11 protein-coding genes, 1 tRNA gene and 2 pseudogenes are annotated in these 12366 nt (G+C 72.0%); 4 read left to right on the forward strand and 10 right to left on the reverse strand.

Annotation, left to right across the window (positions count from 1 at the left end; all coding sequences use genetic code 11):
- The 3 genes and pseudogenes from EST54_RS30660 to EST54_RS30670 all read right to left on the reverse strand — a co-directional run.
- Nucleotides 1-297, reverse strand: a pseudogene (locus EST54_RS30660) (MAB_1171c family putative transporter); the annotation flags it as partial.
- Nucleotides 290-895, reverse strand: a complete 606-nt coding sequence (locus EST54_RS30665; RefSeq protein ID WP_129250976.1) for a hypothetical protein — start codon at nucleotides 893-895, stop codon at nucleotides 290-292. The pseudogene EST54_RS30660 and the gene EST54_RS30665, both read right to left, overlap by 8 nt.
- A 79-nt stretch (nucleotides 896-974) precedes the next feature.
- Nucleotides 975-1463 carry a helix-turn-helix domain-containing protein gene (locus EST54_RS30670; protein WP_129250967.1) on the reverse strand — a complete coding sequence of 163 codons (489 nt, stop codon included), beginning with the start codon at nucleotides 1461-1463 and terminating at the stop codon, nucleotides 975-977.
- A gap of 599 nt (nucleotides 1464-2062) precedes the next feature.
- Here EST54_RS30670 and EST54_RS30675 point away from each other — a divergent pair.
- A complete protein-coding gene (locus EST54_RS30675; protein WP_129250968.1) occupies nucleotides 2063-2794 on the forward strand; it encodes a dienelactone hydrolase family protein in 732 nt (243 codons plus the stop codon).
- A gap of 242 nt (nucleotides 2795-3036) precedes the next feature.
- On the opposite strand, the gene EST54_RS30680 is transcribed toward EST54_RS30675, so the two are convergent.
- Nucleotides 3037-3110: transfer RNA gene (locus EST54_RS30680), tRNA-Pro, on the reverse strand.
- Between the two features lie 164 nt (nucleotides 3111-3274).
- Between EST54_RS30680 and EST54_RS30685 the strand changes: the two genes are divergently transcribed.
- Nucleotides 3275-3568: a YiaA/YiaB family inner membrane protein gene (locus tag EST54_RS30685; RefSeq protein WP_173909715.1), complete on the forward strand. Its 294-nt coding sequence runs from the start codon at nucleotides 3275-3277 to the stop codon at nucleotides 3566-3568.
- Between the two features lie 125 nt (nucleotides 3569-3693).
- Here EST54_RS30685 and EST54_RS30690 read toward each other — a convergent pair whose 3' ends face one another.
- Nucleotides 3694-4617, reverse strand: a complete 924-nt coding sequence (locus tag EST54_RS30690; protein ID WP_129250969.1) for an alpha/beta fold hydrolase — start codon at nucleotides 4615-4617, stop codon at nucleotides 3694-3696.
- A 181-nt stretch (nucleotides 4618-4798) separates the two neighbouring features.
- On the opposite strand from EST54_RS30690, the gene EST54_RS30695 reads away from it, so the two are divergent.
- Both EST54_RS30695 and EST54_RS30700 read left to right on the forward strand, forming a co-directional pair.
- The gene (locus EST54_RS30695; protein ID WP_129250970.1) at nucleotides 4799-7999 is read left to right on the forward strand and encodes an amidohydrolase family protein; all 3201 of its coding nucleotides are present in this window, start codon (nucleotides 4799-4801) and stop codon (nucleotides 7997-7999) included.
- 301 nt (nucleotides 8000-8300) lie between these two features.
- Nucleotides 8301-9620 carry an acyl-CoA dehydrogenase family protein gene (locus tag EST54_RS30700; protein ID WP_129250971.1) on the forward strand — a complete coding sequence of 440 codons (1320 nt, stop codon included), beginning with the start codon at nucleotides 8301-8303 and terminating at the stop codon, nucleotides 9618-9620.
- Nucleotides 9621-9738: 118 nt separating this feature from the next.
- On the opposite strand, the gene EST54_RS30705 is transcribed toward EST54_RS30700, so the two are convergent.
- The 5 genes and pseudogenes from EST54_RS30705 to EST54_RS34335 form a co-directional block, all read right to left on the reverse strand.
- On the reverse strand, nucleotides 9739-10344 hold the full coding sequence (locus tag EST54_RS30705; RefSeq protein WP_129250972.1) for a GAF domain-containing protein: 606 nt from the start codon (nucleotides 10342-10344) through the stop codon (nucleotides 9739-9741).
- Entirely contained in the window at nucleotides 10341-10961 is a 621-nt protein-coding gene (locus EST54_RS30710) for a GTP-binding protein (protein ID WP_129250973.1), read from the reverse strand. Before EST54_RS30710 ends, EST54_RS30705 begins: the two co-directional genes overlap by 4 nt.
- The gene (locus EST54_RS30715) at nucleotides 10939-11337 is read right to left on the reverse strand and encodes a DUF742 domain-containing protein (RefSeq protein WP_129250974.1); all 399 of its coding nucleotides are present in this window, start codon (nucleotides 11335-11337) and stop codon (nucleotides 10939-10941) included. Before EST54_RS30715 ends, EST54_RS30710 begins: the two co-directional genes overlap by 23 nt.
- A 2-nt stretch (nucleotides 11338-11339) precedes the next feature.
- Nucleotides 11340-11789 (reverse strand): roadblock/LC7 domain-containing protein, encoded by a 450-nt coding sequence (locus tag EST54_RS30720; protein WP_129250975.1) that lies wholly within the window; start codon nucleotides 11787-11789, stop codon nucleotides 11340-11342.
- Nucleotides 11779-12366 (reverse strand): annotated as a pseudogene (locus EST54_RS34335) (ATP-binding protein); the annotation flags it as partial. The gene EST54_RS30720 and the pseudogene EST54_RS34335, both read right to left, overlap by 11 nt.

Below are 12366 nucleotides of genomic sequence, written 5' to 3' on the forward strand. Positions count from 1 at the left end.
CCTCCCGGCCGCCCCCTCCCCCGCCGTCCAGCGCAGCAGCAACACCAGTGCACCCGCGGCGAACACCACGACGGAGGAGTAGAGGAACACCATCGCGAGGTTCGCCACACCGGCCAGCCGGTCGAAGGCGCGGTAGAGGCTGGGCGCGGAGAAGAGGAAGACCGTCGCCACCCCGCCGGTCATCACGCAGGCCAGCCCCAGGTCCGCATTGCTGCGGTCACGGAACCAGGCGACGGACTTGTACCCGACGATCAGCCAGGCGGCCAGGCCGAACGACAGATAGATGACATCAAACACGCGAGCCCCCGTCCGCGTCCGCACCGGCGCCACCGGACGCCGCGCCGCCGGCCGGGGCCCCCTGCTGACGCCGGATGTGCTGGAGGGCGGGCCCGAGCGCCGCCGCCAGCTCGGCCGCCTGCCCCTCCAGGGGGAGTTCCCGCTCGGCCGCGGACGGCGCCACCCGCCCCATCAGCAGCGTGCCGAGCACCTCGGTCTCCCGCTCGGCGAGGTTGTCGTAGCCGTGGTGCCGGGCGAATCCCATGGTCAGGCCCATCCGCCGCATGGCGGTGGCGACATCGACGGACGGCGTCCACAGCTTCAGCGCGTCCTCGGTGACCGTGGGATCCTGGGCGTGCCCCAGCAGGAGATGGCTCAGTTCGTGCAGCACGATGTGCGCCTGGTGCCACGGCGAGGTCTTGAGCTCGTAGAAGACCCAGTAGCCGTCGTCGGTGACGGCCGTCATGCCGGAGACCACCCCGCCCAGGCTCATCGGTACGAGATGGACGGGCCGCGCCACACGCGCGGCGACGACGTCACACATCCCGCGCAGATCGATTGCGGCGGGCAGCGCCAGCTCCTTGATCAGCTGCTTGCACCGCCTGCGCATCTGCCCCACTCGCATGCTCGTCCCGTCCTCGTGTCCGGCCCGCTGCCAGGTGGCGAAGATCTGGCCGCGCTCGGCGGTCCGTGTCGATTCACTCACCGCGCCGGTCACCGCCCCGCTCCGGCGGATCGGCCGGCAGATTCATCTGCTCCCGGAACTGGCAGATGATCGTCGTCAGGCTGTCCTGCACCTCCGGCGGCAGCCCCACGGAGCGCAGCGCGATGGCGCGCACCCGCTGGTCCCGCATGGCGGCGAGGAAGCGCACTTCCTCCTCCACCCGCGCGGCCTGCGGCTGCGAGAGGTCCCCCAGCAGATAACCCACCGGCACCGCAAAGAACTTGGCCAGCGCGCGCAGCAGTTCCGGACTCGGGTTCGTACGCCGGCCGTTGCGCAGCATCGACAGATACTGCTCGGTCACCTTGACCCCGCCGTACTCCTCCGCTCCCCCGCTGATCTCCTCGGCGACGAAGGCGTTGGTGTACGGGGCACCCGGCGGATGCATGTTCGCGAAGAGATGGTTGAGCCGCTCCGCGAGCGCGCTGCCCGCCTCCTTGGACCGGCCGTCGCCCCCCACGCTCATGCCCACCGTCCCCCCATCGATCGAGCCCAACGAACAGTTAAGGCGCTGGAATTACGCCTCTCATCCTGTCATGCCAGGAACGCGGTGCACCAGTCCACTTACGGACAGTAGGGACCGGCCGACTTAACCGGGAGTTGAGTGGCGGCGTGGTCACACAGAGCGTGAGCAACGGCCGCCGGGCGGCCGCTCGCCCGGCACCAGCGTCTGGTCGAGCAGAAGCGGGCGGGGGCCGTGCTCAGCCGGGCCCGGTGGCGAACTCGGCAGCAGAGGCGCTCAGTTGGGCGGCAGAGATTTCCTGGCCGTCGTGGACGAGGGCGCTTGCCGTGGGCAACTGGGCTCTACGACACAGCGCTGCGGCTGAGCCGATGTCGCCGAAGGCCATCGGGCGGCTCTCCTGCCGGTGCCACGTCAGGCGACGTTGGCCCCGGCAACGTCCTTGCCCAGGCGCAGCTGAAGCCCTTCGTGATACTTTCGGCGCCGCCGTGCGCTGCTGCGAACTCAGGAGGTGAGACCGATCAACGCTGCAACAGGTCGGGCCTCCCTCTCCCGCATGGCCTAGGGAGTGCCCGCAGAAGGCATCCCGAAAGGCTTGAAACGCTATGCGCTTCACCTCTGAGACGTCGTCCGACGGCGTCTGCGAACAGCTCTTCACCCTCGGCGAGATGTCCGGCGTGCTGTGGACGCCGGAAGGTGCCACGGGCACTCGTCCCCTCATCGTGATGGGACATGGCGGCGGTCAGCACAAGAAGGCCCCCGGCATCCTGGCCCGTGCGCGCCGCTTCGTGGCCGAGTGCGGTTTCGCTGTGGTGGCGGTCGACGTGCCCGGCCATGGCGACCGGCCGAAGGAAGAGACGTACCACCGGATCGCGACCGAGAACCAGGCTCGCGCGGAGGCCGGGGAAGAGTTGGCTCCGCTGATCGCCGGTTTCCAGGCGCTCGTTGCCCGCCGAACCGTCCCGGAATGGCGGGCGGTCCTGGACGCGGTCCAGCAGCTGGAACATGTGGGCGCCGGCCCGGTGGGCTACTGGGGGGTCTCGCTGGGGTGCGGCCTCGGCGTTCCGTTTGTTGCCGCCGAACCCCGGATCCGCGCGGCGGTGCTGGGCCTGGGCGGGGCCTTGGCCACGGCCGAGGACGCCGCGCGGATCACCGTCCCGGTGGAATTCCTGGTGCAGTGGGACGATGAGCGGGTGCCGCGCGACCAGAGCCTGGCGCTGTTCGACGCCTTGGCCTCAGCCGAGAAGACGCTGCACGCCAACCCCGGCAAGCACGGGGACATCCCGGCATTCGAGCTGGACAGCGCGCTGAGGTTCTTCTCCCGGCACCTCGCCTGACACCGCCGCCCGCGGTCCGCGACGCGCCGATCGGCATCCGTTTCCGGTCGGCGCGTTCGGCGAACACCGGCCGGCGTGGCGGAGAGGGTTCAGGTTCGGGAAGTTGACGAAGCACCTGGCCGCGCAACTGCCCGCCACCATGGTGCGTTGTGGGAGGGCTCCCCGTTCGCTCCCCGTCCAAGAACGACAAAGGCCGTTCCCGCTACCCGCGGAAACGGCCTCCGACCTGCATAAAAGCAAAGTCGGGACGACAGGATTTGAACCTGCGACCCCTTGACCCCCAGTCAAGTGCGCTACCAAGCTGCGCCACGTCCCGGTGCCCGTTCTGGCCGGGTTGTCCCGGCTGACCGCGCACGAGAACAATACCGCATGTCAGAGGGTGGGTGCTGCCATTACGTGGCGCACGGCCCCACCTGCCGGGTCGGCGAGATGAGTATCTGTACTCATGCGCCGCTGTCACCGCGCCGCCACGCTACGCGCATGACTACTCCATCGATTCAGCGGCCGACGACCACGGCCTTTTTCGTGCAGTCCGCGATCTCGTTCGGGCTGTCGCTGGCGGCGCTGATGATCGGGATCACCAGGCTGCCGGTGGGCCCCTGGGAGCGCGGATTCCTCGCCCTCGGGCTGATCTTTGTGGTGTCCTCGGCGTTCACGCTGGCCAAGTGCGTACGCGACCGCCAGGAGGTCGCGGAGGTGACGAACCGGGTGGACAAGGCCCGGATCGACAAGATCCTCATCGAGCAGGACGTCTTCCATCCGGGGAAGGTCTGACCCGGACGCGCCGGGCCACGGATCTCCGGTCCGTGGCCCGGCGCTTGGCCTGAAGCGCGCTTGAGGTTGCTGCGGCGCGGCGGCGGGGCCGCCGGGCGGGCCCCCGCGCCCGGCGCTACAGTGCCTCAGATCCGCTTGTCCAGCCACGCCAGGAGATCCTCCTGGACCTCGTCGCGGTTGGTCTCGTTGAGGATCTCGTGGCGGGCGTCCGGATAGGCCTGCCAGGTCAGATCGCGGGTGCCGAGATAGCGGAAGTCCTCCAGGAGTTCGTGGACCAGGGTCATCCCCTGATGACAGGGGTCCAGGGCTCCGACGGCGACATGGACGGGCAGTCCGCGCGGGATGCGGGCCAGATTGTCCGGGTCGTTGATCTTGCGGATGGCGCGTACCCAGTCGAGGGCGAGCCCGGCGCAGAACGGGAAGCCGCAGTCCTCGTCGGCGACGTAGGCGTCCACCTCGGCGGCGTCGCGGGAGAGCCATTCGTAGCCGGTGCGGTGGGTGAAGGCGTCGTTGAAGGAGCGGAAGGTGCGCGGGATGAAGGCCGACAGCGCGCCGCGGCCGCGCTCGGCAGCCTCCGCCTCCAGTGCGGTGACGGCGCCCTCGATGTCCAGGCCGGGCAGGGTCCGGAAGGTGCCGGTGAGGATCAGTCCGGCGAGGTCGGCGCCGTACTCCTGGGCGTAGTCGCGGGCCAGCAGCGAGCCCATGCTGTGGCCGAGCAGCACCAGCGGGACACCGGGGTGGGCGGCGGCCGCGTGGTCGCCGATACCCTTGAGGTCGCCGACGATCGCCCGCCAGGCGTCCTCGCCGACCACGCCGCGGCCGCCGGTGGAGGCGGCGGTGGCGCCGTGGCCCCGGTGGTCGGAGGCGATGACGCCATAGCCATGGCCGGCCAGGAAGCGGGCGAAGCGGTCATAGCGCCTGCCGTGTTCGGCGGCGCCGTGGGCGATCTGGACGAGGGCGCGCGGGTGGCCGGATTCCGGGAGCCAGGTGTAGGTGGCGATACGGGCGCCGTCCGGGGCCTGGTGGACATCTGGCTGCATGGCCTGCATGGCGTCGTCTCCTGAGTGCCGGGGCGGTGGCTGACGAGTCGTCGGCGCCCACTCTTCCGCGCCGGGCCACGGGACGCCACGGGGCGCGCGTGGCGGAGTTGGCCCGTCCGCGGCGGTGCGTGACACGATCGGCCGGCTGTTTCCCGGCCCTGCGCCTCAACTCCCTGTCACAGGAGGATCGTTGGACACCGCAGACCCTTCCGAGAACTCCCCCCGTCCCCCCTCGCCGCTGTCCCGCCGCAGATTTCTGCAGGGCACCGCCTCGGCCGCCGCGGTGGCGGGACTGGCCGGGGTCCACGCCCCCGGAGCGGCGGCGCAGGACGCCGGAGCGTCCGGCGCCGCGCTGTCCTTCACTGCCGCCACCAATGGCGCGGCCTCCCTCGCCCCGGCCGGGGACCGGTTGATCGCCGAGGTCCAGAACGTCCTGTGGTCGGTGCCGCGGGCCGGCGGCGAAGCGGTGGCGCTGACCCCGCCCGATCTGGAGCCCACTCGTCCGGTGCACTCGCCCGACGGCCGCACGATCGCCGTCTGCGCCTACCGGGGCGGCAGCTTCCATCTGTGGACGCTCGGCACCGACGGCTCCGGCCTGCAGCAGCTGACCGACGGCCCGTGGGACGACCGCGGCCCCGCCTGGTCCCCCGACGGGACCCGGCTCGCCTTCGCTTCGGAACGGGGCGGCGACGCGGTGGCCGGCAGCCCGTACCGGTTATGGGTGCTGGAGGTACGCACCGGACGGCTGACCCGGGTCACCGGGCTGCCCGGCCAGGACGGGCCCCATCAGGACGGCGCCTGGGAGGACTTCGACCCCTGCTGGTCCCCGGACGGCTCGCGGCTGGTGTTCGTACGCGGGCGGGTGGCGGGCGCGGCGCTGGTGTCCCGTACGGTCGCCTCCGTGCCGGCCGACGGGCGGGGCGCGGTGCGCACCGAGTACACCGAGACCGCGGCCGCCCAGGTGCTGGCGCCGGCCCTGTCCCCGGCGGGGCGGATGGCTCATCTGCGGACCACGGACTACCCGGGGCCGACCTGCACCCTGGTGGTGGACGGCGTAGCGGTCGCGGTCGACGGCGACGTGGAGCCGGTGCCGCCGCGCTGGGTCTCGCGCGAGGAGCTGCTGCTGACGGTCGGCGGGCAGTTCCGGATCGTCCGGGCCGACGCTCCCCGGCGAAGCAAGCACATCCCGTTCACCGCGCGGCTTCCGCTGGAGCGCCCCGGCTACCGCGTCAAGGACTACGGCTTCGAACGGACGGCGCGGGGCCCGGTACGCGGGGTGCATCTGCCGGCCCTCTCCCCCGACGGCCGCCGGGTCGCCTTCGGTGCGCTCAACTCCCTGTGGATCGCACCCACTTCGGGCTCCGGTGCGCCGCGCCGGGTGGTCCGGGCCGATGCCACCCGGTACGTCTCGGCGCCGAGCTGGTCCCGCGACGGGCGGGCGCTGCTCTACACGGACGACCAAGACGGGCTGTTCGCGGTGCGCCGCCGGGATCTCGCCTCGGGCACGGAGACGGTGCTGGCCACCGGCGGCCGGGTGCTGCCCGCGCTGTCGCCGGACGGCGGGCGGCTGGCCGCGCTGGACATGTCGGGGAACCTCGTCGTACGGCCCCTGCCCGACGGCACGGAGAAGGTGCTGGCCGCACCGCTGGGCGCCGGCGGGCTGCCCGGCCGCCCCAGCTGGTCCCCCGACGGGCGCCATCTGGCCTACTGCGACCGCAACCGCCTCAACCGCCGATTCCGCGAGGGCTACAACCTCATCCGGGTCCTCGACGCCGAGACCGGGAAGGAGCGGCGGTATGCGGTCGCCGAGCATCTCTCGATCGCCGACCGCCATGACTCCGGGCCCGTGTGGTCGCCCGACGGGCGCTGGATGGCGGTGATCGCCGAGTCCGCGCTGTGGGTGCTGCCGGTGCGCCCGGACGGGACGCCGGACGGTGCGCCGCGGCGGCTGACCGACGAGAGCGCCGACCATCCGTCGTGGTCCGGCGACTCCGGCACGCTCCTCTACCTCTCGGCCGGGAAACTGCGGCTGACCGGCGTGTCCGGCGGTGCGGCGCGGACCGTTCCGCTGTCCCTCACCCGGCGCCCCGCGCGCGCCCGGGACACCGTCGTCCACGCGGGCCGGTTCTGGGACGGCACCGGGGACGAGGTGCACCCCGATGTCGATGTGGTGGTGCGGGACGGGCGGATCACCGCCGTGGAACCACACCGTCCGGGCCGGGCCGGGGCGGCCCGCCGGGTGGACGCCTCCGGGCAGACCGTGCTCCCCGGCCTGTGGGATGCGCACACCCATCCGTGGCAGACGACGTACGGCGGACGGCAGACCGCGCTGCAGCTCGCGTACGGCATCACCACCGCGGTCTCCTGCGGCGGCTTCTCCTATGAACAGGCCCGCATCAGGGAGGCCGTGGCGGACGGTGCGCTCACCGGGCCGCGGCTGCTGACCTGCGGAGAGCTGCTGGACGGCGGCCGGGTCGCCTACAGCATGGGCCGGGCACACCGCACCCGCGAGGGGCTGCGCCGCTCGCTCGAGCGCGGCGCGGCACTGGACTGGGATTTCGTCAAGACGTACGTCCGGGCGCCGGGCTGGGTGATGGCGGAGGCCGCGCGCTTCGCACATGAGCGGCTCCACGTCCGCTGCGGAAGCCATTTGCTCACCCCGGGCGTCCAGCTCGGACAGGACCTGACGACCCATCTCCAGGCCACCCAGCGGCTGGAGTTCGGACATGCCGTGTCCGGCTCCGGGCACGCCTACCAGGACGTCGAGGAGGTCTACACCGGCACCGACTTCCACCTGCTGGCCACGCCGTTCTCGGCGGGCGCCCTGCTCGGTGACGATCCGGCGCTGGCCGACGACGCGCGGGTGACGAGGCTGATGCCGCCCTGGGACACCGCGGTCGTACGGGAGAACGCCGGACACCGCCCCACCCCCGCCCAGCTGGCCGACATCGGGACCGAGGTCTCCCTCTACCGAAGGGTGCTGGACGGCGGCGGGCTGGTCGCGCTGGGGACCGACCAGCCGCTGGTGCCGGTCGGGCTGGGCCTGCATCTGTGCCTGCGGGCGCTGCACCGCGGCGGTCTCGGCGTGAGCCGGACGCTGCGCACCGCGACCGCCCTGCCCGCCCGGGTGTTCGGCGCGGAGCGGGACCTGGGGACGCTGGAGGTCGGCAAGCTCGGCGACATGACGGTGGTGGACGGCGATCCGTTCGAGGACTTCGACTCGCTGGTGCGGACCTCGGCGGTGCTGCGCGGCGGACGGCTCGTCGAGCAGCGGGAGCTGATCGACTCCTTCCCGGCGCCCGCCGACCGGTCGCTGCGGGCGGGCGGCGCCGACTGGCTGGAGGTGGGGCGGCAGCAGCGCCGTGAGTCCTGCTGCGACGTCCCGCACTGAGCCACGGCCACCGCACCGCGAGAGGCCGGGGAGGCGGGGGGTGGCGCGGTTCCCGAGCCCCCGGAACCGCGCCACGAACCCCGTCGAACAAGGGGTGGTGCGCATCTTCTTCGCGCTTCAACTCTTCGTCCCAATGCCACCAGTTGATGTTTCGTGCGTCCGGGGATAGGTATGCCAACGGGTATTGCACGGGGTAAGCGACAGCTCACGTTCCGGAACGTTCACTGCAGACGGCGCCGCCGGTGCCGTCCCGAGGCGGGGTGCGGCCAGCACGGAGAAGATCGCGGAGGAGGGGCTCGTCTTGCATGGCTATTTCACGGACCAGAGACATGAGGCACTCCGCAACCGGGTGCGGGACTTCGCCGAAAGGGAGGTCCGCCCACGGATTGCGGAGATGGAGGAGAACCGTTCCGTTTGCCGTGATCTCTCTCGTCTGATCGCCCGTCAGGGGTGGATAGGCGCCACCGTGCACCGCGCCTACGGCGGAATGGGAGCCGGGCACGTCGCCAAGACCCTCATCATCGAGGAGCTCTCCCGGGTGAGCGCGGCGATGGGCGCCATGGTGCAGGCGTCGCAGCTGGGCGTGGCGAAGATCGTCCACTTCGGCAGCGAGGAGCAGAAGAAGACCTGGCTGCCCGCGATAGCCTCCGGCGACTGCCTGCCGACCATTGCCGTCACCGAACCGCAGTCCGGCAGCCATGTGCTGGGCATGGCCTCCACCGCGGTCCGCGACGGCGACGACTACCTCCTCAACGGCCGGAAGAGCTACGTCGGCAACAGCCACGTCGGCGATCTGCACGGCGTGGTCGTCCGCACCGGCGAGGGCTCCAGGGGCCTGTCGGCCTTTCTCGTCGAGTCCGACAGCCCCGGCTTCCGGGTCGGGGAGCAGCAGCCCGCGATGGGGCTGCACGGCTTCAGCTTCGGTGAGCTGTTCTTCGACAACTGCCGGGTCCCGGCCGCGAATCTGCTGGGCCGGGAGGGCGACGGACTGTCGGTCGCCTACTCCTCCAGCGTGCTCTACGGACGCCCGAATCTGACCGCCGTGTCCCTGGGGATCCATCAGGCGGTGCTGGACGAGACGACGGCGTTCTGCGCCCAGCGACAGCGCTACGGCAAAGCCCTGGCCGACCTGAGCACCATCAAGCTCAAGCTCGGGCGGATCCAGTCGCGGCTGCTGCTGGCCCGTCTCTCGGCCTACCACGCGGTGCATCTGCTGGACCAAGGGCAGCCCTGCGACGCGGAGTTGATGAACGCCAAGCTGGTCAATGTGGAGTCGGCACTGGAGTCGGCGCGCGACGCGATGGACATCCATGCCGCGTGCGGGCTGTTCACCGACCGGCCGATCGAGCGCTTTCTGCGGGACGCCCATCACATCTTCGCGCCGGCCGGCACCTCCGACATCCAGCTGCTGCGCCTGGGTGAGCTGGCCCTGGGCCAGGCGCAGGGCGAGTGGTCCAGCCGCCTGGCGGATCTGCTGAAGCTGGAGCCCTCGGAATGGCCGGAGGACGACGCCGCCGCCCCCACCCCGGCCCCGGTGCCGGGTGAGGACGCCGCGGCCACGGTGCCGGGCCAGCGCACCGTAGGGTCGCGCCGGCGCCCGTGGTGCACCGGACTGAAGTGAGCGGCCGGCCGCGTCCCCGAGCCGCGGCCACCGGCCCGGAGGCCGCCCATGCGGCGGCCCCGGGCCGGCCGTCCGGCCATGGGCCGTACGCCGGGCTCCGGGGCCGGGACCGGTCGCGTCAGGGCGCGTCGCTGTGCTGCTTCTCCATGCTGTGGATCTGCTCGACGAGTTCGGCCGCCATCGACTTGATGGTCTCCAGCCCCTCCCGCCCCCAGGGGCGCGGTTCGAGGTCCACGACGCAGACGGTGCCCAGCGCCATCCCCGTACGGTCGATCAGCGGCGCCCCGAGGTAGGAGCGGATGCCGATCTCGTCGACGACGGGGTTGCCGGCGAACCTCGGATAGTCACAGACGTCCTCCAGCACCAGGGCCTTGCGGCGGACGATGACATGCGGGCAGTAGCCGTGGTCCCGGTCCATCACCCGGCCCGGCTGGGCACTGGCGGGCGCCGGCCCCAGCTCGACGGCCCGGTCCTGGTCGGGCGTGTAGAGCCCGGCGAAGTACTGCCGTCGCTCGTCGATGAAGTTGACCATCGAGTACGGCGCCCGGGTGGTCCGGGCGAGCTTGCGGGCGAACTCGTCGAACGCGGGCAGCGGGGATTCGCCGATCCCCAGGGCGCGCAGCCGGGCCACCCGGGCGGGGGCCTCGTCGTCCTGCGGGGTGAGCAGCAGATGCCGCGTCGGGTCGTAGGAGACGTACGGGACGCGGGAGGCGGGGGGCTTCATGGCAGCTCCGGGGTCGCGGCGAGGGCGGGGGTGAGCAGATGCTGGACGAGCGCTACCAGGACGCGGGTCGCCGAGCTGCTTTGTCGGGCGTCGCAGAGCACGACGGGGATGTCCGGGGAGAGATCTATGGCGCTGCGGACCTCGTCCGGTGCGTAGTGGTAGGAGCCGTCGAACTCGTTGACGGCGACGATGAAGCGGATCCCGCGCCGTTCGAAGAAGTCGACGGCGCCGAAGCACTGGTCCAGCCGCCGGGTGTCGGCGAGGATCACCGCGCCGAGCGCGCCGTTGGACAGCTCGTCCCACATGAACCAGAAGCGCTGCTGCCCCGGCGTCCCGAAGAGGTAGAGCAGATGCTCCGGGCTGAGGGTGATCCGGCCGAAGTCCATGGCGACGGTGGTGGTGCTCTTGTTCTCGACGCCCGCCAGATCGTCCGTGCCGACGCTGATCTGGGTGAGGAGCTCTTCCGTACTGAGCGGCTCGATCTCGCTCACCGCTCCGACGAAGGTCGTCTTGCCGACGCCGAAGCCGCCCGCGACCAGGATCTTGAGCGCGGTGGGGAAGCCATCGGTGGCGGGATCCCCCAGGACAGGGGGGTCACAGTCGTTTGCGAAGTCCATTCAACACCGCCTCCAGCAGGGCACGGTCGGTACGGGACGCGGGCCCTGCCGAAACGGCTGCGGGAGCCCGCGCGGTGAGTGCCCCGCAGTCGACGAGGTCGGCGAGGAGCACCTTGGTGACCACGGCGGGCAGCCGTATGTGGGCGGCGATCTCGGCCACGGAGACCGGGCCGCCGCACAGGCCCAGCACCTGGGCGTAGTCGGGGCCCTGGCAGGAGACGGGCCGACGGCCGGTGGCCATCACCATCGTCAGCAGGTCGAAGTGCGCCGTCGGACGGGTCCGGCCGTTGCTGATGGTGTACGGGCGGACCAGCCGGCCCGCGGCGTCGTCGTACCACGGTTCCCCGCCCTGCCGCCGCCGGCGACGCACGGCCATGGTCATCGACCACCCGCGGGGGCCTGTTGGCGGGCGGGCGTGGACAGGTACGGGCGGACGCTCTTGACCAGCATCGACATCTCGTAGCCCAGCACCGCCACATCGGCTTCACGGCCGGCGAGGACGGCCAGACAGGCGCCCGAACCGGCGGTGGAGACGAACAGAAAGGTCGACTCCAGCTCGACGACGACCTGCAGGACGTCGTCCCCGTCCCCGAAGCGCACCCCCGCGCTGCGGGCGAGGGAGTAGAGGCCGGAGGACAGGGCGGCCATGTGGTCGGCACTGTCCGGGTCGAAGCCGTGGGCGGCCTTGACCAGGCCGTCCGAGGTCAGCAGGAGCGCGCTTCGGGCGTGCGGCACCCGTTGTACGAGCCCGGTCAGCAGCCAGGACAGGTCGGTGTGCTGACTTCCCGGCAGTTGCGAGTGCGTCTGCGCATGCACATCACTCACCATGATTGCGGTCGTCTCCTCGGGGGCGGGCCATCGGGGCGTCGTGGTCACGGTCGTAGCGAAGGTCGTTGCCGGCCGGGCTGCCGGTGGCGTCGCCCGGGGCCGGGGGGACGGCGTGCTCGCCGGTGTCGCGGGCGTAGCAGTCGTCGGCAAGGCTGAATCCCCGCCGGAAGGCGGCCATCAGGCCGGGGTCGTGCTCGGGCTCCGGTCCCGTACGGCGTGCGGCGGACGGCAGGATCGGGTCGCCGCGCAGCTCCGGGACGAGATGGGTCTGCTTGCGCCGCCGGGGCAGCCGCGGGCGGGCGCTGTTGTCCACGGCCGGCGGGGCGGGCGGCAGCATGACCGGGCCGGGGTCGGCCGGGCGGTCGGCGGGGGCGAGCTCGCGGGGGTGCGGCTCGGGCGTGCGGGTGTCGGCCATGGGGACTTCAGGGGTGCGGGCGCCCGAGGCATGGACGAGCCGGCGGCGGGCGGTGCCGGAGTCGGGACCGGGGTCCGCGGGAACGGGGGCCGGGAACTCGGCCGTACGCTCGTCATAGCCGCGTGGCGACGGGTCGAGCGCAGCGAGCAGAAGGTCGAGGTC

The sequence above is a fragment of the Streptomyces sioyaensis genome, from assembly GCF_004122735.1.
GTDB lineage: Bacteria > Actinomycetota > Actinomycetes > Streptomycetales > Streptomycetaceae > Streptomyces > Streptomyces sioyaensis.